We start from the raw sequence: 25322 nt of genomic DNA, 5'->3' as shown, positions 1-25322 counted from the left end.
ATTTTTTTGTTGTTAACTTAAATAAAAATATACATGGGTGAAGAAAATTGAGTTACGCCGTCTACCTGCACAATATCAAACTGCGAGGGAACCGGGCAGGGCAGCCATTTAATTATGGTCTTAATTCTTGCCGGGCTTTTTACAGTATCATTTAGCCTGCTGCCGCGGTTCACTAAAGAAAATTGCTGAACCAGTTTTTCGGTTAATGGTAACAATTGTTTTCCGGAATTAAAAAAAAGTGCTTTTTGGCCGGTAGCAATGGTTACTGTTTCGGGGCCTTCAAATGCGGTGCCGTTGCTCCCCTGCACCAGCGGATCATTCAATGGCAAGGCACTGTTGTTGATGAAGAAATATTGCCATTGCGTGGCTTTGGCTTGCAAGCGGGCAATATAAGCCGGGGTATTTTTATCATTGCAGGCATTAATAATATCTGAAAAATAGATTAGTACCGAACCTGCTGCCCGAACATTTGCAGCGGCTGAGAATTGCGTACGCAACAGTATTTGCCCTGTTGCAGGCACTGCAGTTGCCGCATCACTGTTAAATTCTAAAAGACCGTGCCAGTTGGCCGGCAAACTGGTATAAGTATAAAAAGCCGCATCAGTACTTTCAATAACAAAATCGAATTGCGTATACCCTGTACTGGTAGTTATATAGTTCAGCAGACCAACAGTATCCCCTGCCGAACCGCTATAGAAAGTAAACCCATTACCATAATTATTTTGCTGCATTATAAAACCGTATTTTCTTTGCAATGCGGCAGTAACCGGCCCGGGTTTAAATGTAAAGCACCTGCAGATGTCTTTAGTAAAGTAGGTATGCCATACTTCAAACGAAAATAATACCCCGGGTTTATTTACTGTCATACAATAGCTTCATTTAATGTACCGGAAATAGCAGGCGTAAATCCTTCCACCTCTGCTCCTCTCAGGGTTACCATTCTTATTTTGTAAATAATAGATGGCTGGTATTTGGCCCCCATTGCCGTCCACAAACTGTGCATCTGGTGATAGGTTAGTTTTTCTACGTCATATTCCAGTTTAGTGATACCGGCAGGAATTTCAGGATTGGTTTTATTATCGAGAAAAGTATTGACCTGGAAAAACAAAATGGCGGCATCCAGGAATTTAAGCCCTTCCTTATAATCATCAAAACTGGTGCTCAGCAGTATGTCTAAATTAAACCTTGCACTAATGCTGACATCGGCATACGAACCATTGGGCAATTTTTCTTTTGTGGTATAAAAAGGCCGTACCGATTCTTTTTCAATATTGATGAGTGAGAGCACGAGTTTATTTTTATTGGCAGGTGGTATTGTTCCCCCCGGTTCAATCAGTATATTCAATTGCAGCTTGCTTTCATCCAATGCAAACCTGTTTTTTAAATACTGGTCCAGTACAGTGCTGGTAAACTCAAGTGCCTGGTTGATCATTCGCTGATTGTTTTATACTTTACCATTCCCCGTTCCTGAGGGATGTCCGGGTCAGCATTTTTTAGCTGCTGATGGTATTGATGACCTGTTGATGTAAAAATATACTTACCCTGTGATATATTCCCAATAAAAACGTATACGAAACGTAATCACAACAAAATAAACATAGACAAAATATAGACAACCAAATAGAGCCAGAGTCTTACTTCGAAAAAAGACCGGTGTTTTAAACGACGGGTAACTGATTTTTTTGAAAAAAATTGACTGTAGCCACAAAGACACAAAAGCCAGACTGAAACAAATGCAACGTGTTTTTCTTTTGTGTTGTTGCGCCTTTGTGGCAAATACTTTTCACTGCGAAGCAGAGAAAAAAAAATCATAAAAGATGACAGCCTGTTATAAGTTTTAACAGGCGCTTCATGTATGCAACGTGTAAATTAATTAACCGCCTGGAGGAAAGCCCGTACGCTTTTTTCTTTGGAGAGAAATAATTTCTTTTTCAACCGGTACTTGTGGGTGCGTACACTTTCGATATTGATGCCCAGCAATGCCCGGATATCGTCGTTGGTCATATTCATTTTAAGATAGCAGCAATATTTAAGGTCTACTTCGGTAAGTGAAGGAAATTTATTGGTAAGGCTGGTTAAGAACCGGGGATTTGTTTGTACAAAATATAATTTAAAATCATCCCATAGCTTCTGATCGTTTATGCAATTTTTTATGGTGTTTACAATGCCATTCAATTCAGTTTTTACGGGTTCTTCCACCCTGGAGTATAAATTGGCAATGCGCTGCCTGATCTTGTTCAGTACATCAATTTTCTGGTCCAGTTCCAGCACCATCCTGCTCATGTCCCTGTTTTCTGGCAACGCATAAGGCTGTGCAGCAGCTTCGGCCAGACTCATTTTGGCTTTGCCTGCACCCAGCATTAAAATAGAGTTGATGAATGAAAGAAACCAGGCTTCTTCCAATGCCGTTTGCAGCGGACAGGTAAATACAATATTATCTTCGGGCCATAAAAGCCCGCTATTGTCATTGCTGTGGGTTATGCAGAGCAAGGGCGTTTTTTGTGCCGTATACATGCGGCTTACATTATCCAGTACCGCCTGCATATTATTAAAGCAAAGGATGACCAAAACAGGGTTAGCTGATCTTGAAACGAAGAATATATCCGCTGCCCTGGTAACCGTAATAATATTGGTAGTCAGCGAAACCGATTTTTTTACCCTGTTTAAAACAGAGAATAAATGTTGTGGGTTATCGCAACCGAATACTATATTATCTGCAACGGGCATTAAATTAGTCAATAGTTATTAATAGTAAAAGAAAACCAACCTGTTCAACAACCCCGGGATACCGCATAAAATAGTTTATACGTTGCCGTGATTAAGAAAAGGTTTAAGAATTTTTTTGCACGAAAAGCTCATGCGACGGTCATTTCATATGCAGCAGATCCTGTTGTATTCCCGGGGTCGGATTAACGAAATAATAACGGAGTTGAATGAAACCGAAGATAGAAAAATAAGATATGCCATTACTACCTGAAATTAAAACAGGTATTTCTACCTGTTTTTGAATTCTGTGGCAAACTGCAGAAAAATGGCCCTGAAAGTAACCTGTGATTGACAAATTGTATTGTTTTTAAGTAAATTACAACCAGATAATTTGTATTAACACTTCAATTCAACTCTATGCTTAAACAACACCCCTTTCTACCGCTTTTTCAAAAATTTATCGGCGACAGCAGCAGCGGCAAAAGGCTGAATAAGAACGGCACCCGGATAAAACCGCAAAGCGTAAACAATTACCGCTATGCCTGTAAACTGGTGGAAGAATTTGCTGCCGTTAAAAAATTTAACCTGGTGATATATGAAGTAAAGGGCAATAATAAAAGAGAGCACGCCACTTTAAAAAGCTACTGGAAAAAGTTTTACAAGCAGTTCACTGCTTTTTTGCATACTGATAAAGGCTGCTTTGATAACTATACCGGGCAAACGATAAAACAGGTACGTACTTTTTTTAACTGGCTGAATAATGAGCTGGGTATTGCCACCGGCCCCTTCCATAAAAGTTTTTATGTACCAAAAGAAATGGTGGCCATCGTAACCCTTTCTGTACAGCAGTTACAGTTTTTAATTTATGATACAGATTTTGAACAAAGCCTTTCGGCAGCCCTGCAGCGCAGTAAAGATTTTTTTGTTTTTGGTTGCACCGTAGGCCTCCGCTTCAGCGACCTGGTGAAATTAAAAAAACAGAATATTGAAACCCGTGACGGCAACACCTACCTTAAAGTACGCAGCCAGAAAACGGCTACCGACACCATGGTAAAATTGCCGCCCCATGCCATTGCTATTGTAGCAAAATATAAAAAATTAAAAACGGGACTGCTACCCACCATCTCCCTTTTCAGGTTTAATGCCAATTTAAAAAAGATGGCAGCGCTGGCCGGGTGGACTGACCCCGTACCCAAATTAAGAACAGTACGTGGTGTTGGCATACAACAAAAAAGCACCGCCCCTACCCGCTTTTGCGATTGTGTAAGCAGCCATACCATGCGCCGCACCAGCATTACCACCATGCTTACGAGTGGTATGCCCGAGCATGTGGTGCGTAAAATAAGCGGCCATACTAACGACAGCAAAGCGTTTTTCCGTTATGTAAACCTGGCACAGAGTTTAATGGATGTGGAGATTGATAAAATGCATAGCCGGTTTAATAACCCTGCTACTATGGCAATGGCTTAAATGTGCTATCTTTAATGGTCTCTTTTTTACTGAAAAACCGGTTTAAAATGGTTGTTTTCAGGTAGAAAAATGTATAAAGATTAGTTCTTTGATTGGGTTGTGATTGTTTGGTGGAGAGAGTTATGGGAGGAATGATTACTATCCATTTGGGATGATAATGCCGGGGAGAAAGTTTACCCAGGGAAGTAGCTATAGGTATGGGTTTAATGGACAAGAGAAAAGTGAGGAAATTGGAGAAGGGTTTACTACGGCCGAGTTTTGGGAGTATGATGCAAGGTTAGCGAGGCGTTGGAATGTAGACCCAAAGCAAAAAGCCTGGGAAAGCCCTTACGCATGTTTTTCAAATAACCCAATAATAAATATTGATATACATGGAGACTCAGATTCTACAGTAACTACACCAAATGGAGGAACTATGATTCTCCCTAATGGTGCCAAGATAATTGGTATTAATAATACTAATCAGGGTATAATTGAAGGAGTGTATAATAAAGATGGCAAACCTGCTTTGATAAATGTTGCACAAGGAAGTGTATTTCGGTTTGAACTTAATGGGAATGTCTATAATTCTTTATACGATTTAGAGTCTGCTACGTTTGTAGGTTATGGGAAAAATGGATCTCTAGCCCCTAGTTTAACAGCAGCAAGTTCTGAAATAGTAGAGACCCATACAGAGTGGACAAAGCCAAGTACAGAGGAGTCTGGTAAAGTGTTTAAAGCTGGGATGACTTATACATTATCTAATTCAGAAATACCTGGTGTAGCACAAGCTGGTACAATAACTACTGCAACAGTAACAGGGGTTGCATTTTTAGCAAGCAGTTTATTAATTGTAACAACTGTGCAAGATTTAAAGATTACATCACCAGCAGTATCAATTGGCGGATACTTTTTAGATATGGCCTCACAAAGAGGTAAGAATAGAGGAAAGTTGGATCCACAAGAATTAGCGCAGATTGCGAAAAAGGTCGCCGCAGGTACAGCAACAGCACTTGAATTGCAAAAATGGAAAAGGCATCAAAAAAATACTAAAGAACGACCATCAAGACAAAGTAAAGATTAAATATAAATGGAAAAGAAATTAATAGAGAAACTTAACTCCGATTATACTTTAGCACGTAAAGTTTTAAAAACAGTACTTGCAAAAGGCAAGATGAAGCCAGTTGAAATAAACACTTTACTTACTCTTAAAAATAACCTAATTATTTCCGAATTTTTAGAAAGCTATAAGCATTTTACTAAAGAAGACTTAGTTTCAATTGAGTTGTTTATTGTTAATAATTTAGATCATAAGGATAGACTCTTTGTTTCAGATTTAATCGAATTTGCTTACGAATGGAATTTGTCTTTACCTTACGAAAAATGTATTGCTTTTTTAAAAAAATTTAATGGAGATAACACATATGTGCAATTGGCTTCGATCGATTATGTTTTCTTGAACTTAAAATTCCAATTTATAGATGAGATTTATATTGCCCTCAATGCAATTTTGCAAAACCCACAATGTAATCAAAGTAATCAAGTCTTAGCGGCATTTTATTTATTCAGAATTACATACAAAAAAGAATTTCTAATAGATTTATTAGACCTTGTAGTTAATGGAGATTCTGACAATAAAAAGTTACTTAAAAATATTCTAAAAATAAATTACAATAGCTCAAAGTATTTTGAGTATTATGATACTTTAAAATCTATTGGGTAATCGAAGCTTTGTACGCCGCTGGTTGAAACCCAAGCGGCGGTTGATGCGATACTACCCACGGCGGAGGAGGCGGCGAGGATTGGTGCGATTTTACCCACGCCGTTGGTTGAAATCCAGACGGCGGCGAAGATGGGTGCGGCGGTTACTTATGCCGGCAGAGAGAGTCTCTTTTTAATCACTGTAAAGGCGGCAGTGTTTTAATTTGGGGTAAATAATTACTTCGTTTATAGGCTCCATATAAAGACGACTTGAATTGGTCAGATATTTTGAATTTAGGCACTGTTTTTTGATTTTCTAAATAATAGTCAAAATCAACAAATGAATCAAAGACATCATTAAATTCATTATTTAAAAAATTAAGGATAGTACACAAGCTATCAACTTTATTGTTTTGATATTTTACCTTCAAGTAAATGTAGTCGCCAACATAAATTTCATTTGCTTCAGCCTTTTTTATTTTCTCATATGATTTTAATGTTGTTTTTTCGTTAAACAATTTTTGAATTTTATTTAACAAAGTATCAGGCAAGGTTGTAGTGAAGTAGGCTATCGTATCTTCCCTTTTATTTAATTCAAAATTAGTCACTTTTCCATCCGCCGTTATTATGGCATAAGATGAAATCAGTAAACTGTCATCTTTACTTTTTGGTTCAAAATTACCAATTTCAATTTTTTCAAATACGCCCTTATGTTCGGGTTTATTTATTTGCCCTGAACATCTTATAAGTGCAGACAATGAAATTGCACAAGTTAATATGTTGAATACTCTTTTCATTTTTTTAATTAAGTTTATTAAAGTTATTGCAAATTTGTGCAAGATTCAATTCTAATAATTAAAATTGAACCTTGTAATCTTTTTTTAATTATTGTCCCCAAGTAAGCCCAACATGTTTATATACCCATTGTGCAGGTTGATGAGAAACTGATCCGGAAACTCCAGATGTGGTATAACCAACCCCAATAGCCCATTGGTCTAGTTTATCGTTTGTCATTATTGAACCGCCAAAAAGATTGCCACCAGATATATTATAACCAGTGCCGGTTAAAAATCCATTAAGTTGTTTTTCGTTAGGATTTGATGGTTTTGTCATAAAATAGTATGTTAAACTTGCTGAAGCAGTTGTCCCAGTTGCTGTAGCATTTAAAGGTGTTATATAAATATTACCGTGTCTATCATTGGTTACAGATAAAGCACCTGTAAAAGGTATATTTAACTTTTCTGGTAATATTCCCTTGGGAAGCTGCATTGGACTAGAAACATTGATTGTAAAAAAATCTGGATTTCCTCCACCAATACCAATGCCTGGTGGCGATGGTGATGTTGGAGTATTGGGATTCTTGTTAGGATCACCATTTGATCCGCCAGTTCCTGCCCCTTCTTTGTCTCCATTAGGAGAACTTCCATCATAACCAGAACTAGGCTTACCTGGAGTAGGCTTTGAATTGACGGGAGCTTGTGTAGGAGAGTGATTCGTAACTGGTTTTTTAGGATCAATATTATCTTTGTCAAGTATGGGTGTAGCATTTCCCGGTGTTAATTTCCATTTTGTTCCATTTTTATCGGCATATCTATAATTCTTCCCCCAATATTCTTCCCCTACTTTCAAAACCACATTTTTGGCATTTGTATGCGGCTCCCAAGTTGGTGTAAATGTTCCGTCAGCATTCTTTCTCGTAACCCAATCCGATGGTTTGTCTCCAAGAATATCACTATTGAAAATAGGGTTTCCCAAAAAACAACTATATAAACTTGTAGAAACATCAGGCTTGGGATCTTTATTCCATCTTCTACCAATCCTGCTATCATATTCCCAAAATTGTGCAGTAGTAAGCCCTTCGCTAATTTCCTCACTTTTCTCTTGTCCATTAAACCCATACCTATAGCTACTTCCCTGGGTGAACTTTCTCCCCGGCATTATCATCCCAAATGGATAGTAATCATTAGCCGTAACAATATCGGCTCCATAATAATCAGTTAAACCATCGGGGGTGCTGTTGTCTTTTACGTAACTACAGCCAAAACCGGGATAGCATTGCAAATGGTATGTGCCATCATCAACAGCAATTTTTCTATCGCTGATGGTGGTTAATACATTACCCAGGTGGTTGCTCAGTTCAAAGATCTTTTCGCCTCTTGTAAAGGTACTAAATGTAGCCGAACCAAAACCGGGGTCGGTTGTAACCGCTATTGGTGCCACAGTAAGCTCCGCCGGCGTGGGTAACCGCCGCACCAATCCTCGCCGCCGCTTGGGTTTCAACCAGCGGCGTACGAAGCCAGCATAAAAGCTATGCGCAACAAAATCAAATGCAACCAATCTTTCTTCCATTTTATCTATCCAAATAAGTTAGACTTCACCATAAATCCGGAAGATTTTTTACACAAGCGCAAAATGAATCCAACATACCCCATCCACTACCCGCAGTTTTTCACCGCTACTATTATTGATTGGAAGCATTTACTTTCAGATAATCAGCATAAAGAAATCATTGTAGATAGCCTTAAATTTTTAGTGGCCGACAAAAGAATTATTTTAAATGCTTTCGTTATCATGAGTAATCATATACATCTCATCTGGCAACCCACATTTGCCTACTCCTTATCCGATATCCAAACCTTCCTGATGACGCATACCGCCAAACAATTTAAACGTTCGCTTGCCAATAAAGATGCCGCAGCACTTGAAACTTATAAAGTAAATAAATACGACCGCAGGTATCAATTCTGGAAACGGGAATCATTAAGTATTGAATTGCGTACTCATGCGGTGTATATGCAAAAGCTGGAGTATATTCACTCCGCCGGCGTGGGTAACCGCCGCACCCATCTCCGCCGCCGCTTGGGTTTCAACCAGCGGCGTACGAAGCCAGCATAAAAGCTAAACGCAACAAAATCAAATGCAACCAATCTTGCTTCCATTTTATCTATCCAAATAAGTAAGACTTTACCATAAATCAGGAAGATTTTTTTACAACCGCAAAATGAATCCAACATTCCCCATCCACTACCCGCAATTTTTCACCGCTACCATTATTGATTGGAAGCATTTACTTTCAGATAATCAGCATAAAGAAATCATTATAGATAGCCTTAAATTTTTAGTGGCCGACAAAAGAATTATTTTAAATGCTTTCGTTATCATGAGTAATCATATACATCTCATCTGGCAACCCACATTTGCCTACTCCTTATCCGATATCCAAACCTTCCTGATGACGCATACCGCCAAACAATTTAAACGTTCGCTTGCCAATAAAGATGCCGCAGCACTTGAAACTTATAAAGTAAATAAATACGACCGCAGGTATCAATTCTGGAAACGGGAATCATTAAGTATTGAATTGCGTACTCATGCGGTGTATATGCAAAAGCTGGAGTATATTCACTACAATCCGGTTAAGGCTGGGTTATGTATACATCCTGAAGACTACTATTATTCATCGGCTAAATTTTATTTAAATGGGGTAGATGATTTTGGAATGCTAACACATTATTTGGGTGACTAGTTGTTTTATGTGCCTGTAATAAATGTGAATGCGGTAATTTTTATTATCCGGGTTTCTTTGGTGTTAGGGTTGACTTCTTTTTATTTTGCTACTCTATTGGGTATGCAAAGCTTCGTTCGCCGCTGGTTGAAACCCAGGCGGCGGCGAGGATTGGAGCGGCGGTTGATGCGATACTACCCACGGCGGCGGAAAACCCAAGCGGAGGCGAAGATTGAAGCGGCGGTTGATGCGATGTTACCCACGCCGGCGGACGGCCATAAACAATTTTTATTTCTTGCAAGTGATAACTGGAAGACGATCACCACCCACTATCCATTACCGATTACTAGATCATACAAACATTTACAAGCATCCATTTCATTAGTAAATTTTCTCAAACCAGACTTATTACCTCTTTCGCTATAATATACCTCCCAACCATCTTCTACTTTATTTAGGCAATAAGCCTCATTTGGCAGTCCACCTTCTAATGAATATGAATCATTTAAAATCCCCTTTTCTTTCAATTTCTGTTCTAAATCTTTCTTTGTCATTAGTTTGATTTTTTTATTATATACCCACCATCAAGCAAATCTTTGATAGATTGATTAAGTTTATATTGAGTTCCGCCACCAACTTCATCGAACCATGGCGCAGCACTTCCTCCCAAACAATCTATTCCGCCGTCGTGGGTAGTATCGCATCATTCGCCGCACAAATCCTGTCCGCCGGCGTGGGTAGTAGAGGTACCTGCATATTCTCCTGGTTCTTATAAGCCGAGGGGTAACCCACGAACTTACCCAACAAAAGAAGGAAATAATGCTAGTATTTATGATATTTTAACTAAGGATAAGAAAATTTTAACGGTTACCAAAATAACTACTTCTGAAACAGTAAAAGACGTTTTGGGTAACATTCACCAAACTAGTTATTATTTTGTACAAGACAAAAGTATAGTAAATCAATCTGACACTAAAAATGAAGGTGGACATTTTAAAACAGCAGGAACAAATTGGCATTTTTGGCAAACGGATCAGCAGTTGAGTCAAAGCCAGGGAGTTATTAAAAAATCAACGAATCAATTTGGAATGATAGTTTGCGGTGGGATGGCAATTGGAGTGGCTGCGCCTTTCGTGATTGAAGCATTACCTTCACTTGCCACGGCATCTGCAACTTCAAGAGCTGGAGGGGTCGGTGTTGATTATCTATCTCAAGTAGCTGGAAATTATGTATCAGGAAAAACAGGAATGGTGGAGGCTTGGTATGGTAATATAAATCGTAATTCATTACTTGTTTCGGCTTTTAATCCAGGTTCAAGTATTAAACAGCTTGCAGTAAATAACACAGTCAGCAGTTTTTTTTCAGCAACTCCTGAAGAAGGGTATAATGGAATCGGAGGAGGAAAGAGTTTTCTTGTTGCGTCTTTGCAAGCATTTTCAGGAACAATAGCAGGTAGTGTTACCAGTCGAATCCCTCTGAAATTAGACAAACTTGGCGGAAGATTAGCTAACGTAAATTCACTTTATGGAGCGCAAAGTCCATTGTCAATGTTTTTGCAAAACCAAATTCGTAACACAAAATGGATAGGAACGACGGTCGGAGTAGTAACCGCTGGAGGAGCAAACGCAATAAATAATCAAATAGAAAAAAAACCATAAGAATGAAACAGGAACAGATAAAATTTGCATTTCTTCTGAGTTTTGTTGTAGTAGCATTTTTTATTATCCCTTACTTCATTCGTAAAATAAAAAATAAAGACATTAAGGAGAATTCAAAGTATGCGATTTGCGAAATTTTCAAAAAGACAAGTTCATTGAAAAGTGGAGAGCAATGGCACTATAGGTTTAAATATAAAAATAGTATTTATGAAAGCTATCGTTCAACACATATTGATTACGATGTAAGTTTAGGTGATTTTTTTTAGTAAATTTTTCAAATATTAACCCAAATCATTCTAAAGTCTTATATGACTACAAATTAAATAGTAATAGATTAGAATATAAAGATAGTGTTTGGGATACCATTCCTTTATTAATATTACATAGCGGATTAATCAAGGAATAGCATTCGGCCCCGCTCCGCCGTCGTGGGTAGAATCGCACCCAGGCCGCACCCATCTCCGCCGCCGCCTGGGTTTCAACCAGCGGCGTACGAAGCCAGCATAAAAGCTAAACGCAACAAAATCAAATGCAACCAATCTTTCTTCCATTTTATCTATCCAAATAAGTTAGACTTCACCATAAATCCGGAAGATTTTTTACACAAGCGCAAAAATGAATCCAACATACCCCATCCACTACCCGCAGTTTTTCACCGCTACTATTATTGATTGGAAGCATTTACTTTCAGATAATCAGCATAAAGAAATCATTGTAGATAGCCTTAAATTTTAAGTGGCCGACAAAAGAATTATTTTAAATGCTTTTGTTATCATGAACAATCATATACATCTCATCTGGCAACCCACATTTGCTTACTCCATATCCGATATCCAAACCTTCCTGATGACGCATACCGCCAAACAATTTAAATGTTCACTCGCCAATAAAGATGCCGCAGCACTTGAAGCTTATAAGGTAAATAAATACGACCGTATGTATCAATTCTGGAAGCGGGAATCATTGAGTATTGAATTGCGAACCCATGCTGTGTATATGCAAAAGCTGGAGTATATTCATTACAACCCGGTTAAGGCCGGCTTGTGTATTCATCCTGAGGACTACTATTATTCATCAGCTAAGTTTTATTTTAACGGGGTAGATGATTTGGAATACTGACACATAACTTGGGTAGCTAGTTGTTGTTTTATGTGCCTGTAATAAATGACAATGTGGTAATTTTTATTATCCTGGTTTCTTTTGGTGTTAAGGTTGACTTCATTTTATTTTGCTACTCTATCGGGTAATCGAAGCTTCGTACGCCGCTGGTTGAAACCCAGACGGCGGCGAGGATTGGTGCGATTTTACCCACACCGGCGGAGAGTTATAGATATGGGTTTAATGGGAAAGAAAATGATAAGGATATAAGTGAAGGTGGGCAGGATTATGGAATGAGGATTTATGATGTAAGGGTTGGGAAGATTTTGAGTGTGGATCCACTTACAAAGGAATATCCTTGGTATACGCCATATCAATTTGCTGGAAATAAGCCAAGAACGGGGATATAAGGCTATAGAAAAAATAAAAGTTGGGGACAAAGTGTGGAGTTATAATATACTGAAAAAAAGAAGAGAGTTAAAAAAAGTTGTAAAAACATACTCCCTAAAATATAATGAGTTATACAAATTGTATATTGGGAAAAATTTAGTAGCAGTTACATATGAACATCCATTTTTTGTGAAAAACAAATGGGTAAAAGCAAATCAATTAAAAGTTGGAGATAGCATTATCACTTATAATATTGATAAAAAACCGATTGATTCTATTGTTATAGTAAGAGGGGAGTTTAATGTTTATAATTTTGTTGTTGCAGGAAATCATAACTATTATGTATCGGAAAATAAAGTATTGGTACATAATGGACCGCCGTGTAATTTTGGATTTACTTGGCAAAAGGCTGGAACTGTTTTAGCAGACAAGCTTGCTAAAGGTATTCATGGTGACGTTTATCATAAAGGAAGACAAATTGGAGAGGCAGCCTTTAAAGCATCAGCGGATGGGGAAAGAATAATTGCTCAAGTTGCGTTGATTAAAAAAAAAGCGCCCAAAAATGCAGCTTCGTTAATTGTTAAATATGGAGACGATACCATTGCTCAAGGCACTCCTTTTTATGAAGATTTATTACGACAAACGACCGATGCAATTAATAGCGGCAGCTTTAAGGGTACAAATAGATTATTGAAATTAGAAAACCTACAAGCAACTTTACAAAAAATATTAAATAGGTGAATATTACAAATCTTATTTTAAAAGGTATATTGTCTGATAAGATTTATATCGCAGGGCCAATTCAAAATATAGTTGGCACGAAAGATAATAAACAATTTATTAAGTACAAAGATCAAGATGGAGATATTCCTGCTACTTACTCTTTTGTTACCAATAATATTCAGTTCGAATTAGCAGTTCTAAATGGTAAGATAATTGGGATAAGCAGTAAATTTTATTATGATAATGAAGTAGAATTTTTAATAAATGGTAAAAAGGGCAAAGTTTTTTTTCTAAATAACAAAACAAAATTGATTGAATTTATTGATTTTTTAGATTTTAATAAATTTTCTTGGGTAATTGATAAGACCGATACAGGGGGTAAGTCTCTCGGTATTTTAGTAAATTCGGTATGTAAAATCATGTATTCGTTCGAGGTTGAGATGCCAGGTTTCTATTATATAGGATCTTTTGATTTAAACCTCTATAATAAATTAAGAAAAAGTTCGTCCGATGTGGGAAGATAAGTTCTCCGCCGTCGTGAGTAGCGCCACATCAACCGCCGCCACAATCCTCGCCGCCGCTTGGGTTTTTCGCCGCCGTGGGTAACATCGCATCAACCGCCTATGTTGAACAGAGGCCGAAACTATTTTTGGTGCTACGTACGCCGCTGGTTGAAACCCAAGCGGCGGCGAATGATGCGATGTTACCCACGTCGGCGGAAAAGCTTTTCTTATTTGGTACTGCTACGCTTTTAGATTTCGGATTAGGGGGTGCAGGAAAATTAGCCCCATCTCAACAACAGAAAATTGATGTAATAGGCGCAACTCTTAATTTTGGAACTGGTCAAATAAAAGATCAGTTAAGTAGTAAGCCTGAGGACAAAGCAAGACCCAGGAAAAAAGAAAAAATTGCTAAATCTTTAGAAATCTTAAAAAAATTGTGACTTGCAAAATTTTGATTTTTTAATAATATTTTTTTTACTAGCATACTTTCTTTGTAGGAGGTTTGCTATCTTAAATAAGGGAGCATGGAATAAATATAATAGATTTGCTTTTTTTATATTAGCTACAACGACGATTTATATTAGGATTTTGAGTTTTGTTTTTATTAAAACCGGATTTACTGAATTAATTGTTTTTTTACTTGTAGTAGGGATTGTAGTTATTTTTATTTTGGCACTATTTAATAGAAAAAAAATATAGCATTAGTTTAGCCTTACAGCTGGTGCGGAGAATATAAACTGATCAATGATTCTCTCCGCCGTCGTGGGTAGAATCGCATCATTCGCCGCACAAATCCTGTCCGCCGGCGTGGGTTTCAACCAGCGGCGTACATAGCCATCATAAAAAGCAAAGCGTAACAAAATCAAATGCAACCAATCTTGCCTTCATTTTATCTTTCCAAATTAGTTATACTTCACCGTAAATCAAAAAGATTTTTTTATACAGCTATCAGATGAATCAAACATACCCCATCCACTACCCGCAATTTTTCACCGCTACTATTATTGATTGGAAGCATTTACTTTCAGACAACCAGCATAAAGATATCATTGTAAATAACCTTAAATTTTTAGTAGCCGACAAAAGAATTATTTTAAATGCTTTCGTTATCATGAGTAATCATATACATCTCATCTGGCAACCCACATTTGCTTACTCCTTATCTGATATTCAAACCTCCCTGATGACGCATACCGCCAAATAATTTAAACGTTCACTCGCCAATAAAGATGCCGCAGCACTTGAAGCCTATGAGGTAAATAAATACGACCATATGTATCAATTCTGGAAGCGGGAATCATTAAGTATTGAATTGCGAACCCATGCTGTGTATATTCAAAAGCTGGAGTAAATTCATTACAATCCGGCTAAGGCCGGGTTGTGTATACATCCTGAGGACTACTATTATTCATCGGCTAAATTCTATTTTAACGGTGCAGATGATTTTGGAATGCTGACACATTATTTGGGGGAATAGTTGTTGCTTTACTTGTGTGTATTAAAGCTATTGGGGAATGCTATATTTTTTACTACCGGGTATTCTTTTGTTGTTAGGGTTAACTTCTTTTCCTTTTGTTACTGTATTTGTTACTCGGAGCTTCGTACGCCGCTGGTTGAAACCCAGGCGGCGGAGGGGAAAAGAATTTCACTCGTTTGCCTCTGTACAACTTGGAATTTTAACCCAACCATCATAGGGTAAAGTTTTTTTTGAAATACAATCTGGAACTGGATAATCCTTTAAAAAAACAACCTCTTTTAATGGTTGGCCTTTTATGATTCGAATAAAAAAAAATTTACCGTCACATTCTCCACACATAGAGTTTGCAATAGAATTATATTCTTTTCCTTGGTAATATATTTTTATATATAAACTACTGCCAGATCCTGCAGGCTCGTAGTGATCTACTTTGCATATAGTTATGACCCCCTCATTATCTAATTTACAACTTCGGTAGGCTACAAAAATAGCGAATACAAATACTATAAACATTCCTAAGTATCGCCCTTTTTTCTCACTATTTTCATTACCAATGTCTTCCATAATTATTAAACTATTGTTTAAGCAGTATATTTATTAATGGTTTTACATCAAACTTATTTTGGTCATACAAAATATCAATCATAAAATCTCTACCTTCGTTACTACCAAACGCAGAGCCAAATCCGTCTTTAGTGCCAACCTTAAATCCGCCATAAATTAAATCAGTTGTAAAATCAGTAAGGGATTTTGTCCTAAAAAACACAGAAGTTGTTACACCACCTTTAAAATCAAATGCGGATTTTAAAAAATTCAGTTCCTAAGCTACCAGCAACCCCTCTCCGCCGTCGTGGGTAGAATCGCATCATTCGCCGCACCAATCCTCGCCGCCGCCTGGGTTTCAACCAGCGGCGTACGAAGCTTTGCATACCCAATAGAGTAGCAGAATAAAAAGAAGTCAACCCTTTGCCGCCGGGGGTAACATTGCACCATTCGCCGCACCCATCCTCGCCGCCGCCTGGGTTTCAACCAGCGGCGTACATAGCCATCATAAAAAGCTAAGCGTAACAAAATCAAATGCAACCAATCTTGCCTTCATTTTATCTTTCCAAATTAGTTATACTTCACCGAAAATCAAAAAGATTTTTTTATACAGCTATCAGATGAATCAAACATACCCAATCAACTACCCGCAGTTTTTTACTGCTACCATTATTGATTGGAAGCATTTACTTTTAGACAACCAGCATAAAGATATTATTGTAGATAGCCTTAAATTTTTAGTAACCGACAAAAGAATTATTTTAAATGCCTTCGTTATCCTGAGCAATCATATGCATCTAATCTGGCAACCCACATTTGCCTACTCCTTATCCGATATTCAAACCTCCCTGATGACGCATACCGCCAAACAATTTAAACGTTCACTCGCCAATAAAGATGCCGCAGCACTTGAAGCTTATATGGTAAATAAATACGACCGTATGTATCAATTCTGGAAGCGGGAATCATTAAGTATTGAATTGCGTACCCACGCCGTTTATATGCAAAAGCTGGAGTACATTCATTACAATCCGGTTAAAGCTAGTCAGTGTATACAGCCTGAGGATTACTATTATTCATCGGCTAAATTTTATTTTAACCGTGCAGATGATTTTGGAATGCTGACACATTATTTGGGTTGCTAGTTGTTGTTTTATGTGCCTGTAATAAATGATAATGTGGTAATTTTATTATCCGGGTATTTTGGGTGTTAGAATTGACTTCTTTTTATCTTGTTACTGTGTTGGGTAATCGAAGCTGCGTACGCCGCTGGTTGAAACCCAGGCGGCGGCGGTTGATGTGGCGCTACCCACGCCGGCGGATGGCTATGTACGCCGCTGGTTGGAACCCAGGTGGCGGCGAGGATGGGTGCGGCGAATGATGCGATTCTACCCATGACGGCGGAGGAGATGCTGTTCAAAGGGTAACGGGGGGAACTTTAAATAATAATTCAAAAACCAAAAATATATCTTTAGATGTATCTAGCATTTACGTAAGAATTCATTGGATGAATGCTCATTCTGCTGATAATCAGCATATGCGGGCATTCGTTGATATGCTTGTAAGCCATCCTGGCATTACCTTGCGAAACAGTGAAAGAATTTATGAAGGAAGCACCTTATCTCCGGTAATAATTAATTCAACAAAGCACAAATAATGGGACATAAAATATTTAAAGTATCTTATTTGTTATTTATCATATCGATGATAGTGATTTACTTAACAAGTGTAGCTGGTGTAATTAGTTTTGGAATTGATGGCAGTACAATAATTACGCAAATTGGAATAGTACTAGTAATTATAGTTTCTATTCCAATATTTTGGGTTGTCAATAAAAATCGAAATGAAAGTTCCTCTATTAATACATTACGAAGCTGTTTAATTGTACTAATGGGAATCGTAATTATATTTTTAGTGAATGATTTTTTATCACATAATTAGATAACTATTCAGTAGCTATGAAGCAAACTCTTTGGTAGTGTTCCAAAAGTATTGTCGATTTTTAAAACCTTTGACAGGAAAGGGTTTCGTAAAATGCGGAGTATAATTTCTATAAAAATGGATGGTATGTTACTATCCATTTTCTTTTTTTTAAACAGGTAGGATGTAAGCTCCCCCTGTAAAAGTGTAGCTTTTTTTTATTGCTCTAGCCTTGCCTGCGTATCTTTTTGAAATATATAAGCCTTCAGCATGGATTTAACGGCAGTTAAATCCTGCTTATCGAGCAACTCCGCCGTCGTGGGTAGCATCGCATCCTTCGCCGCACCAATCTTCGCCTCCTCCCCCGTGGGTAACATCGCATCAACCGCCGCCACAATCCTCGCCACCGCTTAGGTTTTCGCCGGTATCGGTAGCATCGCATCAACCGCCGCACCAATCCTCGCCGCCGTCTGGGTTTCAACCAACGGCGTACGAAGCTTTGCATACCCCATAGAGTAGCAAAATAAAAAGAAGTCAACCCTTTGCCGCCGTGGGTAACATCGCACCATTCGCTGCACCAATCCTCGCCGCCGTCGGTGCTCCGCTTCGATGAGTCGCCGCCGCTTAGGTTTCAACCAACGGCGTACAAAGCTTGCATAAAAGCTAAGCGCAACAAAATCAAATGCAACCAATCTTTCTTCCATTTTATCTATCCAAATAAGTTAGACTTCACCATAAATCAGGAAGATTTTTACACAAGTGTAAAATGAATCCAACATACCCCATCCACTACCCGCAATTTTTCACCGCTACCATTATTGATTGGAAACATTTGCTTTCAGACAACCAGCATAAAGATATCATTGTAAATAGCCTTAAATTTTTAGTAACCGACAAATGAATTATTTTAAATGCCTTCGTTATCCTGAGCAATCATATGCATCTAATCTGGCAACCCACATTTGCCTACTCCTTATCCGATATCCAAACCTTCCTAATGACGCATACCGCCAAACAATTTAAACGTTCACTCGCCAATAAAAATGCCGCAGCACTTGAAGCTTATAAGGTAAATAAATACGACCGACCGTATGTATCAATTCTGGAAACGGGAATCATTAAGTATTGAATTGCGTACCCATGCTGTGTATATGCAAAAGCTGGAGTACATTCATTACAATCCGGTTAAGGCCGGGTTGTGTATACATCCTGAGGAGTACTATTATTCATCGGCTAAATTTTATTTTAACGGTGCAGATGATTTTGGAATGCTGACACATTATTTGGGTTGCTAGTTGTTGTTTTATGTGCCTGTAATAAATAATAATGTGGTAATTTTATTATCCAGGTATTTTAGGCGTTAGAATTGACTTCTTTTTATCTTGTTACTGTGTTGGGTAATTGAAGCTGCGTACGCCGCTGGTTGAAACCCAGGCGGCGGCGGTTGATGTGGCGCTACCCACGCCGGCGGAAATTCTAACACACTGTAATGCATAACCTAAAATATTAAACTTGTTGATGCATTTGCTTTGCCATCGTTGTTGGTACGCCTGCACACTTGTACCTGCGCTGCATACGCAACAACGGCGTGGGTTGGCGGCTACCAACTAAGGCGAGCAATATTCTTTAAGAGTTGGAGGAGCCTTAAAACCCGGTAGCGGGATAGGGGTAGATGTAGGAATTGATGATATGCATAATTATTGTACTATGGGTGCTAAAATATCTTTCTCAGGAGGTGCTGGAGTTGCTACCCCTATCAATGGATTCTTCACATCAGGTATATCAGATAGCGCAATAACAATTTTAAAATTTTGGTAATTGACATATAAACCATCTATAAATTCTTTTTGGAATAAGATTTCACTCGCAATTTTAATTTCTTTTGCGCTGGGGTTTTTTGTAATAATTTTTCAAATTTTTATTCAAAAAAAAAAATGAAAATGATTTGAGGAAAAATCAAATTCAAGGAATATTAATTGGGAAAAAAGACTTACATCGGGGTAATTTCTTAATGGTAATTAAAGATAAAAATGAAATAAAAAAAATTGATTTATCTGGGTATGATTTTTTTTATGAAAAAATACTATTAAATGATTCGTTGGTAAAGGAACTTAATTCTTTTAGATTTTTTATTTATAGAAAAATTCTAAAAGGAAAATATATTTATGAAGGTGTGATTGGGTATAAATAAATTTCGCCGCCGCCTGGGTTTCAACCAGCGGCGAGGATTGTGGCGGCGGTTGATGCGATGTTACCCACGCCGGCGGAGAGATTGGTGCGATTTTACCCGCAGCGGCGGAGATAATTTTGATATTTTTTGGTGGGGAAACTGTTTTTTCTTCTTGTTGCTATTTTTAGTATTATTTATAGTTGATTTTAAGTACTGTGAAAATTTATTTGAAAAAAAATTGGTTAGCCCTTTTTTGAATACTTGAATTATCCACCCACGCCGGCGGAGAAATTCAAAATGCACCAGCAGGATAATATTTTTTTATCCATTGTAAACTATCTGGAAAGTGCATGTGCAATTCTTCCCATCTTTTATCGAAAATTAATAAAACATTATTTGATGGGTTCGTGCTATCATACAAAACCGGAAAGTAAGTATTAAGCAATTTATCACGAACATCGTAGGGTAAATCAGAATCTACACCACTTTTAAATTCTTTTTTGTTAACCGAAAAAATATATTTGATCACAATTTTTCCTCCTTTTAAAGAGCCTCTATTTATTTCATAAATATTGGCATTCACAATTTTGTAATTTTTATATAGGTCTCTACTTTTTACATATTTAAAGCAAAAATATAATCCAATAATGCTCAAAGCAACGGTATAAAAAACCGGTTTAAATTTAATATTGTTAATTTTCATGATTAAGTTTTTTAAGATGGGGATGAAACAACTCCTCCCCCGTGGGTAACATCGCATCAACCGCCGCCACAATCCTCGCCACCGTTTAGGTTTTCGCCGGTATGGGTAGCATCGCATCAACTCTCCGCCGGCGAAACTTGCCGACATCGACGAAATAAAAACATCTTGTTATACCGACTATTTTTTATTTAAACTATCAATTGTATTTATTGGCACCAATCAATTATTTTCGTTTGATATTTTATATTTTAAAAACTCAGTTTTTGTAAATAACATCATTGAATTCTCAATATTCCCTTTTTCATAAATTACAGGTAAAGATTTATGAAGAAGAGTATTATTGATAAAGGAAATATCACTTTTCTTAGAGAAAGGAATCGAACTTTTATTTTTTAATTTTTTACCATTTATTATATAGGAATATGTAACAAATACCTCAATATTTTGAGGAAAAGTTTCCATATTTTCAACGTAACCATTTGTTACCAAAAAATTATTTTCCAGATTTCTGGTTTGCCGGTAAGCAATATATAATGTAATTACTATAAAAAGGAAAAATAGTAAGTACCCTCTTTTTGTTTTACTCATTTTTTGGGAGATAAATTTTGCTCTATTACATTAGACATTCCCTGACCAGAGGCTTCCATAGCATTACCTAGAATTTTATTCATGGCACTTCGGACAGTAGAGTTAATAATTATTTGACTATTAAGAGAAGTTATGGCTTTGCTTGCTCCGCCACTAAGTAAATTCCCTGCTGCATTTGAAGCAAACCCAACCAAACCTTCCTTATTTAAGTTTAATATTGAACCACCTGAAGATATATTTTTCACAGAAAGATTAGTGAAGCTTCCTGTGGCTCCCCACAAAGCATTACTTACAACGTTACCATTTCCAAAAATCCCCGCTGTAATGGTACTCCCAAAGTTTACTTCATTTAATGATTTCCCTTGAACTACGGTTTGATTAATAAAATCCCACGCTGCATCTGTAGGGTTAAATCCTGGTTTTGGAGCTAAATACGCAGCTCCATTTGATATTGCACTACTAACTGTGGGTGCTGCTGCGATAATACCTGGAAGGGCAGCTAAGCCTACCGCTACGCCAAAAACCCCAGTACCAAATTGTTTAAGAGAGCTTTTTGTCACTTCCTGGCTTTGACTTAATTCCAGATTTGTTTGCCAATAATGCCAATTGGTTCCTGCTGTTGTAAAAAGAGTATTACATCCACTAGATACATTGGAAGGGTTTATTAAATTGGGGTCTTTAACTAAATAGGTAATTACAGGCATGGAAGATTGTGTGTTGTTTTGAGCATTTTTATAAGTAACCATCCTTGCAATAGTATAAGTCTTACCCATTTCTTTAACATTATAGATTCTGGCATCAGCACCTTCTTGAGTTACATAAGATTGTACTTTACCTACTGGCTCCATATTTCCTGGGGAATTAAAAGGTTTTTCTTCTCCTCCATCTAAATCTATAAATTGTATAGGTTTATTTCCTGCAAATGAATAAGGGGTGTAATGAGGATAGCTTTTTGTCAATGGATCTACGCTTAAAAACTTACCCAACCTACTGTCATAGACTCTTAACCCATAATCCTGCACCCCTTCGCCGGCATCCTTATCATTCTCTTTTCCATTAAACCCATACCTGTACCCACTACCTGCAGAGTATTTCCTGCCCGGCATTTGCATACCAAAGGGATAATAGTCATTTGCTGTAACAACATCGGCAAGATAATAATCAGAATAGCCATTGCTATTGCTGTCAACACCTATGTGTTTATCACTGACTGTAGCCAGCACGTTACCCAAATAGTTGCTTAACTCAAAGAACTTGTTACCAGTTGTAAATGTAAATAATTCTGCGTTACCACCGGTTACGCCAGGCATGTTTATATAAGTGCGGCTTTCGGTTTGCACATTTACTTTTATATTGTATACACCTTACCAGCTGCTGCCGTACAGGCGTATTTCGGTTTGGGTAAGTATATTGCCGTTAGGGTTGTAGGTTACCGCTTCCTTATAATCCTGCAATGCCAAGGGTGTAAAGGTATTGGTGGCGCTGTTAATACCATTAAAGGCAAACATATTGGTAATACGGTCAACTGGTCGTAATTATAGCCGTATACTTTGGCACTGCCCAGCTTGGGCACACTTACTACCATGGCGCCAATATTGCCATTAAATAATTCCCTGGCGATGTTTGGCGTGTTGTCGTTACCGGTAGCCATCTGCATATTCAATGCAGCAAAAGGGTTGGCGGCTGTCAGGTCAATACGGTTATAATCGCCGTTAAAATAATTCAGGCTGTAGCCATAGGCGTCGGTAGTGCGTATATTGTTGCCAAATACAGGGGCATTGCCGGTATTTAGCGGGTTGTTATTGCTGCAGCAATAACAACTGGCAAATAATTTTTAAAGATGCTTGCCTTACCGTAAATACTACTCCCCTCCCAAACAAACAGTGTAACTACTTTAACAATCAAAATACTTTATCCACTTGCTCTACCTGCTAAAACAAACCCGGCATAATGAAGCGCATGCGATAGCAATGGGATAATTTTATGCAACAAAAAACAAAAGTTGCATAAAAGTTTATGAAGATGATGAGTTGCAACCAGTTGCATTTTTAATGGTGCATATAATTATTGCTGCGTCATTTTTTTTATAATAACTAGTATAAAAGTTAAATTAAATTACTTACTTTGGCTGTGGATTTACCAAAACCTTACGGGAGTTAAATAAATTGATCCATTAAGCACTGGCATAGGCCGCTGTGGTTGGATAAGATTTTTACTTACCCACTTTTACGATTGCTTATGAATAATGACGACAACTTGTGGCTGGGGCTAAAGCAGGGCGATAAAGAAATGTTTTTAGCCTTATACAAAAAATACTATCACACCCTTTTGTTTATCGGGCTTAAAGAAATGAAAGATGCCCAGCTGGTAAAGGATACCATTCAGCAATTGTTTTTATACCTGTGGGAAAAAAGAGAAACCATACAGGAAGCCAACAACGTTAAATGCTACCTGGTCACATCATTTTTAAGAAAGCTTACCGCCGATTGGAAAAAATCCAAACAGCCTGGTGCGTTGCAGGTGGTATGGAACAGCTACCCCGACGAAGATCCGCAACCTAACCCCGAGGAAAAACTGATACGGAAGGACGAACAAAGCCATTTATTTAAATTGCTGATGGACAGGATAAATGAACTGCCCAACCGTCAGAAAGAGCTGATAGTACTTAAATTTTACGAAGGCCTTACCTACGAAGAAATTGTACAACGTACCGGTTTATCTCACCGCACGGTATATAATAAAATCCATGAGGGATTAAAGAAACTTAAATCAGATATGGCAGCGGGCCAATTCCCCCGTAGTGCTGCATTACTATCCCTGCTCACCCTTTTGGCATCTGCTGCCAGCATTGCTCCACCGTCCAGGTACCTTTAGAGTAGTTTTTTATTGCCTGTTTGGTATTAATACCCCGTTATTGAAAAATACTTTTAAAATAACGGGTAAAAAATGCGTGCAGCTTACTCTGTTTAATAATTGATATACTAATACTACATTATGAACGCTGATAAAATGAGCATTGAGGACCTGTTGTCTGACGAATCTTTTATTAATTATTGCAAAGAAAATTCACCCGCTGATATTGCTTTTTGGGAGCATTACCTGCAGGTAAACCCTGCACGAAAGCAGCTGGTGGAGCAGGCCAGGGAAAAATATATCCAGCTGTTCAGTGCCCTGGCCAATGCCGACCTGGAAGAGCAGGCCGCACGACTGAAAAACAGTATTGAAAAAGGGGAAGCCGCCCCGGTGATACAGATGGAACAATTTGAAAAACGCAGGCAGGCCAGGATATTGCCTTTACTGCTAAAAATATCAGTTGCAGCCATGCTGGTAGCGGGATTATTTTTTGCTGCAACCTATTTTATAGCGGGCAAAAATAAAGGCATCAAAACCTATATGGCGGCTTATGGTGAAAGAAAGAATATTCAATTACCGGATGGCTCTATAGTTACCTTAAATGCAGGAAGCAATATCAAGATAGATGAAAAATTTGGCGCCGCCACCCGTGATGTTTACCTGGAAGGAGAAGCATTTTTTGAAGTAAAACACGACTCCAGCCACCCTTTTATTGTGCATACCACTGCCATGGATGTTAAAGCATTGGGAACAGCATTTAATGTAAAAGCCTACCTGAATGAAAAAACTACTGAGACCGCTTTAATAAGAGGACTGGTAGAAGTAACACTGAAAGAAGATAATAACCTTAAAATGTTACTGTACCCCAACCAGAAAATAGAATGGCAACACCTGAATGGCAATACAAATTCATCAGTAGCAAAAAGATCAACTACCGCAAACGCAGCTGATAGCCTTAAGAAAAAACTGGTGGTAACCAATACCGGCGATATTAAAGAAATAGCCTGGAAGGAAAACAAATTGATATTTGAAGATGAAGATTTTGATGGTATAGCTGCATTACTGGAGCGATGGTATGGTGCCAAAATTAATTTTAAGGATAGCTCCATCCGCAACTATCGCTTTACAGGAATTTTTGATAAGGAAGACCTAAATACAGTACTTGATTATTTAAAGGAAGCCCGGAATTTTCACTATACTATAGAACGTGGAGAAACATTGATAATAAACCTGTCAAAATAAAAATACAGGGAAGAATGCGGCAACATTCCCCCTGTACTAAAAACTTTGAAACAGCTTTTATAAGATAAAAGAAGTTTCTATTTTTTAATTTAA

At 37.8% G+C, this 25322-nt stretch carries 31 protein-coding genes; 18 read left to right on the top strand and 13 right to left on the bottom strand.

The annotated features are described in order from the left end of the window. Positions 1-17 precede the first annotated feature (17 nt). The 3 genes from ACYVM0_RS02240 to ACYVM0_RS02230 form a co-directional block, all read right to left on the bottom strand. Positions 18-866: a hypothetical protein gene (locus ACYVM0_RS02240; protein WP_460551818.1), complete on the bottom strand. Its 849-nt coding sequence runs from the start codon at positions 864-866 to the stop codon at positions 18-20. Further along, positions 863-1432, bottom strand: coding sequence for a Pvc16 family protein (locus tag ACYVM0_RS02235; protein ID WP_460551815.1), 570 nt, complete (start codon positions 1430-1432; stop codon positions 863-865). Before ACYVM0_RS02235 ends, ACYVM0_RS02240 begins: the two co-directional genes overlap by 4 nt. Positions 1433-1869: 437 nt before the next feature. Next, entirely contained in the window at positions 1870-2739 is an 870-nt protein-coding gene (locus ACYVM0_RS02230; protein WP_460551812.1) for a helix-turn-helix transcriptional regulator, read from the bottom strand. Between the two features lie 384 nt (positions 2740-3123). Between ACYVM0_RS02230 and ACYVM0_RS02225 the strand changes: the two genes are divergently transcribed. The 3 genes from ACYVM0_RS02225 (at position 3124) to ACYVM0_RS02215 (ending at position 5878) form a co-directional block, all read left to right on the top strand. Further along, entirely contained in the window at positions 3124-4176 is a 1053-nt protein-coding gene (locus ACYVM0_RS02225) for a site-specific integrase (protein ID WP_460551809.1), read from the top strand. Between the two features lie 151 nt (positions 4177-4327). After that, positions 4328-5239 carry a hypothetical protein gene (locus ACYVM0_RS02220; RefSeq protein WP_460551806.1) on the top strand — a complete coding sequence of 304 codons (912 nt, stop codon included), beginning with the start codon at positions 4328-4330 and terminating at the stop codon, positions 5237-5239. A gap of 6 nt (positions 5240-5245) precedes the next feature. After that, positions 5246-5878: a hypothetical protein gene (locus tag ACYVM0_RS02215; protein WP_460551803.1), complete on the top strand. Its 633-nt coding sequence runs from the start codon at positions 5246-5248 to the stop codon at positions 5876-5878. 175 nt (positions 5879-6053) lie between these two features. Here the strand turns inward: ACYVM0_RS02215 and ACYVM0_RS02210 are convergent, their stop codons facing one another. Together ACYVM0_RS02210 and ACYVM0_RS02205 are read right to left on the bottom strand one after the other, a co-directional pair. Further along, positions 6054-6653: a hypothetical protein gene (locus tag ACYVM0_RS02210; protein ID WP_460551800.1), complete on the bottom strand. Its 600-nt coding sequence runs from the start codon at positions 6651-6653 to the stop codon at positions 6054-6056. Between the two features lie 88 nt (positions 6654-6741). Then, positions 6742-8205, bottom strand: coding sequence for a hypothetical protein (locus ACYVM0_RS02205; protein ID WP_460551797.1), 1464 nt, complete (start codon positions 8203-8205; stop codon positions 6742-6744). Positions 8206-8268: 63 nt separating this feature from the next. On the opposite strand from ACYVM0_RS02205, the gene ACYVM0_RS02200 reads away from it, so the two are divergent. Together ACYVM0_RS02200 and ACYVM0_RS02195 are read left to right on the top strand one after the other, a co-directional pair. Continuing rightward, entirely contained in the window at positions 8269-8751 is a 483-nt protein-coding gene (locus tag ACYVM0_RS02200; protein WP_460551794.1) for a transposase, read from the top strand. Positions 8752-8857: 106 nt separating this feature from the next. After that, entirely contained in the window at positions 8858-9382 is a 525-nt protein-coding gene (locus ACYVM0_RS02195; protein ID WP_460551791.1) for an REP-associated tyrosine transposase, read from the top strand. A 308-nt stretch (positions 9383-9690) separates the two neighbouring features. Here the strand turns inward: ACYVM0_RS02195 and ACYVM0_RS02190 are convergent, their stop codons facing one another. After that, on the bottom strand, positions 9691-9915 hold the full coding sequence (locus ACYVM0_RS02190; protein ID WP_460551788.1) for a hypothetical protein: 225 nt from the start codon (positions 9913-9915) through the stop codon (positions 9691-9693). Beyond that, entirely contained in the window at positions 9915-10031 is a 117-nt protein-coding gene (locus tag ACYVM0_RS02185; RefSeq protein WP_460551785.1) for a glycohydrolase toxin TNT-related protein, read from the bottom strand. Before ACYVM0_RS02185 ends, ACYVM0_RS02190 begins: the two co-directional genes overlap by 1 nt. A 235-nt stretch (positions 10032-10266) precedes the next feature. Between ACYVM0_RS02185 and ACYVM0_RS02180 the strand changes: the two genes are divergently transcribed. From ACYVM0_RS02180 to ACYVM0_RS02150, 7 genes are all read left to right on the top strand, one after another. Then, positions 10267-11019: a hypothetical protein gene (locus ACYVM0_RS02180; protein WP_460551783.1), complete on the top strand. Its 753-nt coding sequence runs from the start codon at positions 10267-10269 to the stop codon at positions 11017-11019. 2 nt (positions 11020-11021) lie between these two features. Next, positions 11022-11285: a hypothetical protein gene (locus ACYVM0_RS02175; protein ID WP_460551780.1), complete on the top strand. Its 264-nt coding sequence runs from the start codon at positions 11022-11024 to the stop codon at positions 11283-11285. 508 nt (positions 11286-11793) lie between these two features. Then, entirely contained in the window at positions 11794-12138 is a 345-nt protein-coding gene (locus ACYVM0_RS02170; protein WP_460551777.1) for a transposase, read from the top strand. Between the two features lie 357 nt (positions 12139-12495). Further along, the gene (locus ACYVM0_RS02165) at positions 12496-13248 is read left to right on the top strand and encodes a polymorphic toxin-type HINT domain-containing protein (protein WP_460551774.1); all 753 of its coding nucleotides are present in this window, start codon (positions 12496-12498) and stop codon (positions 13246-13248) included. Next, positions 13245-13754 (top strand): hypothetical protein, encoded by a 510-nt coding sequence (locus ACYVM0_RS02160; protein WP_460551771.1) that lies wholly within the window; start codon positions 13245-13247, stop codon positions 13752-13754. The genes ACYVM0_RS02165 and ACYVM0_RS02160 overlap by 4 nt, the downstream gene beginning before the upstream one ends. Before the next feature lie 128 nt (positions 13755-13882). Further along, the gene (locus ACYVM0_RS02155) at positions 13883-14173 is read left to right on the top strand and encodes a hypothetical protein (protein WP_460551768.1); all 291 of its coding nucleotides are present in this window, start codon (positions 13883-13885) and stop codon (positions 14171-14173) included. 512 nt (positions 14174-14685) lie between these two features. Further along, on the top strand, positions 14686-14937 hold the full coding sequence (locus ACYVM0_RS02150) for a transposase (protein WP_460551766.1): 252 nt from the start codon (positions 14686-14688) through the stop codon (positions 14935-14937). Positions 14938-15378: 441 nt separating this feature from the next. On the opposite strand, the gene ACYVM0_RS02145 is transcribed toward ACYVM0_RS02150, so the two are convergent. Then, a complete protein-coding gene (locus ACYVM0_RS02145) occupies positions 15379-15774 on the bottom strand; it encodes a hypothetical protein (RefSeq protein WP_460551763.1) in 396 nt (131 codons plus the stop codon). A 599-nt stretch (positions 15775-16373) separates the two neighbouring features. On the opposite strand from ACYVM0_RS02145, the gene ACYVM0_RS02140 reads away from it, so the two are divergent. Further along, a complete protein-coding gene (locus ACYVM0_RS02140; RefSeq protein WP_460551761.1) occupies positions 16374-16898 on the top strand; it encodes a transposase in 525 nt (174 codons plus the stop codon). Between the two features lie 993 nt (positions 16899-17891). On the opposite strand, the gene ACYVM0_RS02135 is transcribed toward ACYVM0_RS02140, so the two are convergent. Continuing rightward, positions 17892-18080 (bottom strand): hypothetical protein, encoded by a 189-nt coding sequence (locus tag ACYVM0_RS02135; protein ID WP_460551758.1) that lies wholly within the window; start codon positions 18078-18080, stop codon positions 17892-17894. Positions 18081-18439: 359 nt separating this feature from the next. Between ACYVM0_RS02135 and ACYVM0_RS02130 the strand changes: the two genes are divergently transcribed. The 3 genes from ACYVM0_RS02130 (at position 18440) to ACYVM0_RS02120 (ending at position 19864) form a co-directional block, all read left to right on the top strand. Continuing rightward, positions 18440-18574 carry a hypothetical protein gene (locus ACYVM0_RS02130; protein ID WP_460551755.1) on the top strand — a complete coding sequence of 45 codons (135 nt, stop codon included), beginning with the start codon at positions 18440-18442 and terminating at the stop codon, positions 18572-18574. A 190-nt stretch (positions 18575-18764) separates the two neighbouring features. After that, the gene (locus ACYVM0_RS02125) at positions 18765-18968 is read left to right on the top strand and encodes a hypothetical protein (protein WP_460551752.1); all 204 of its coding nucleotides are present in this window, start codon (positions 18765-18767) and stop codon (positions 18966-18968) included. A 650-nt stretch (positions 18969-19618) separates the two neighbouring features. After that, the gene (locus tag ACYVM0_RS02120) at positions 19619-19864 is read left to right on the top strand and encodes a hypothetical protein (protein WP_460551750.1); all 246 of its coding nucleotides are present in this window, start codon (positions 19619-19621) and stop codon (positions 19862-19864) included. Positions 19865-20135: 271 nt separating this feature from the next. Here ACYVM0_RS02120 and ACYVM0_RS02115 read toward each other — a convergent pair whose 3' ends face one another. The 4 genes from ACYVM0_RS02115 to ACYVM0_RS02100 all read right to left on the bottom strand — a co-directional run bounded on the left by ACYVM0_RS02115 (position 20136) and on the right by ACYVM0_RS02100 (position 22642). Further along, positions 20136-20546, bottom strand: a complete 411-nt coding sequence (locus tag ACYVM0_RS02115; RefSeq protein ID WP_460551747.1) for a hypothetical protein — start codon at positions 20544-20546, stop codon at positions 20136-20138. Between the two features lie 219 nt (positions 20547-20765). Beyond that, positions 20766-21134 (bottom strand): hypothetical protein, encoded by a 369-nt coding sequence (locus ACYVM0_RS02110; RefSeq protein WP_460551744.1) that lies wholly within the window; start codon positions 21132-21134, stop codon positions 20766-20768. Beyond that, positions 21131-22474 (bottom strand): RHS repeat-associated core domain-containing protein, encoded by a 1344-nt coding sequence (locus tag ACYVM0_RS02105; protein WP_460551741.1) that lies wholly within the window; start codon positions 22472-22474, stop codon positions 21131-21133. The genes ACYVM0_RS02110 and ACYVM0_RS02105 overlap by 4 nt, the downstream gene beginning before the upstream one ends. Positions 22475-22498: 24 nt before the next feature. Further along, a complete protein-coding gene (locus tag ACYVM0_RS02100) occupies positions 22499-22642 on the bottom strand; it encodes a hypothetical protein (protein WP_460551738.1) in 144 nt (47 codons plus the stop codon). 730 nt (positions 22643-23372) lie between these two features. On the opposite strand from ACYVM0_RS02100, the gene ACYVM0_RS02095 reads away from it, so the two are divergent. Both ACYVM0_RS02095 and ACYVM0_RS02090 read left to right on the top strand, forming a co-directional pair. After that, positions 23373-24008, top strand: coding sequence for an RNA polymerase sigma factor (locus ACYVM0_RS02095; protein ID WP_460551735.1), 636 nt, complete (start codon positions 23373-23375; stop codon positions 24006-24008). A gap of 120 nt (positions 24009-24128) precedes the next feature. Further along, complete coding sequence (locus ACYVM0_RS02090; RefSeq protein WP_460551732.1) at positions 24129-25229, top strand: FecR family protein; 1101 nt, start codon at positions 24129-24131, stop codon at positions 25227-25229. Positions 25230-25322: the final 93 nt, after the last annotated feature.

The sequence above is a fragment of the Ferruginibacter profundus genome (genome assembly GCF_054783275.1).
The sequence above is the reverse complement of the archived record's forward strand: the minus strand, read 5'-3'. Positions and strand labels throughout refer to the sequence as shown.

What these genes read in the sequence shown, in the direction of transcription:
- ACYVM0_RS02115 (WP_460551747.1), bottom strand. Translation starts at nt 20,546, where the DNA reads ATGAAAATTAACAATATTAAATTTAAACCGGTTTTTTATACCGTTGCT.
- ACYVM0_RS02225 (WP_460551809.1), top strand. Translation starts at nt 3,124, where the DNA reads ATGCTTAAACAACACCCCTTTCTACCGCTTTTTCAAAAATTTATCGGC.
- ACYVM0_RS02125 (WP_460551752.1), top strand. Translation starts at nt 18,765, where the DNA reads ATGTATCAATTCTGGAAACGGGAATCATTAAGTATTGAATTGCGTACC.
- ACYVM0_RS02205 (WP_460551797.1), bottom strand. Translation starts at nt 8,205, where the DNA reads ATGGAAGAAAGATTGGTTGCATTTGATTTTGTTGCGCATAGCTTTTAT.
- ACYVM0_RS02170 (WP_460551777.1), top strand. Translation starts at nt 11,794, where the DNA reads ATGAACAATCATATACATCTCATCTGGCAACCCACATTTGCTTACTCC.
- ACYVM0_RS02090 (WP_460551732.1), top strand. Translation starts at nt 24,129, where the DNA reads ATGAACGCTGATAAAATGAGCATTGAGGACCTGTTGTCTGACGAATCT.
- ACYVM0_RS02210 (WP_460551800.1), bottom strand. Translation starts at nt 6,653, where the DNA reads ATGAAAAGAGTATTCAACATATTAACTTGTGCAATTTCATTGTCTGCA.
- ACYVM0_RS02240 (WP_460551818.1), bottom strand. Translation starts at nt 866, where the DNA reads ATGACAGTAAATAAACCCGGGGTATTATTTTCGTTTGAAGTATGGCAT.
- ACYVM0_RS02190 (WP_460551788.1), bottom strand. Translation starts at nt 9,915, where the DNA reads ATGACAAAGAAAGATTTAGAACAGAAATTGAAAGAAAAGGGGATTTTA.
- ACYVM0_RS02100 (WP_460551738.1), bottom strand. Translation starts at nt 22,642, where the DNA reads ATGTTTGCCTTTAATGGTATTAACAGCGCCACCAATACCTTTACACCC.
- ACYVM0_RS02095 (WP_460551735.1), top strand. Translation starts at nt 23,373, where the DNA reads ATGAATAATGACGACAACTTGTGGCTGGGGCTAAAGCAGGGCGATAAA.
- ACYVM0_RS02110 (WP_460551744.1), bottom strand. Translation starts at nt 21,134, where the DNA reads ATGAGTAAAACAAAAAGAGGGTACTTACTATTTTTCCTTTTTATAGTA.
- ACYVM0_RS02215 (WP_460551803.1), top strand. Translation starts at nt 5,246, where the DNA reads ATGGAAAAGAAATTAATAGAGAAACTTAACTCCGATTATACTTTAGCA.
- ACYVM0_RS02140 (WP_460551761.1), top strand. Translation starts at nt 16,374, where the DNA reads ATGAATCAAACATACCCAATCAACTACCCGCAGTTTTTTACTGCTACC.
- ACYVM0_RS02150 (WP_460551766.1), top strand. Translation starts at nt 14,686, where the DNA reads ATGAATCAAACATACCCCATCCACTACCCGCAATTTTTCACCGCTACT.
- ACYVM0_RS02200 (WP_460551794.1), top strand. Translation starts at nt 8,269, where the DNA reads ATGAATCCAACATACCCCATCCACTACCCGCAGTTTTTCACCGCTACT.
- ACYVM0_RS02145 (WP_460551763.1), bottom strand. Translation starts at nt 15,774, where the DNA reads ATGGAAGACATTGGTAATGAAAATAGTGAGAAAAAAGGGCGATACTTA.
- ACYVM0_RS02220 (WP_460551806.1), top strand. Translation starts at nt 4,328, where the DNA reads ATGATAATGCCGGGGAGAAAGTTTACCCAGGGAAGTAGCTATAGGTAT.
- ACYVM0_RS02130 (WP_460551755.1), top strand. Translation starts at nt 18,440, where the DNA reads ATGAATCCAACATACCCCATCCACTACCCGCAATTTTTCACCGCTACC.
- ACYVM0_RS02175 (WP_460551780.1), top strand. Translation starts at nt 11,022, where the DNA reads ATGAAACAGGAACAGATAAAATTTGCATTTCTTCTGAGTTTTGTTGTA.
- ACYVM0_RS02195 (WP_460551791.1), top strand. Translation starts at nt 8,858, where the DNA reads ATGAATCCAACATTCCCCATCCACTACCCGCAATTTTTCACCGCTACC.
- ACYVM0_RS02235 (WP_460551815.1), bottom strand. Translation starts at nt 1,432, where the DNA reads ATGATCAACCAGGCACTTGAGTTTACCAGCACTGTACTGGACCAGTAT.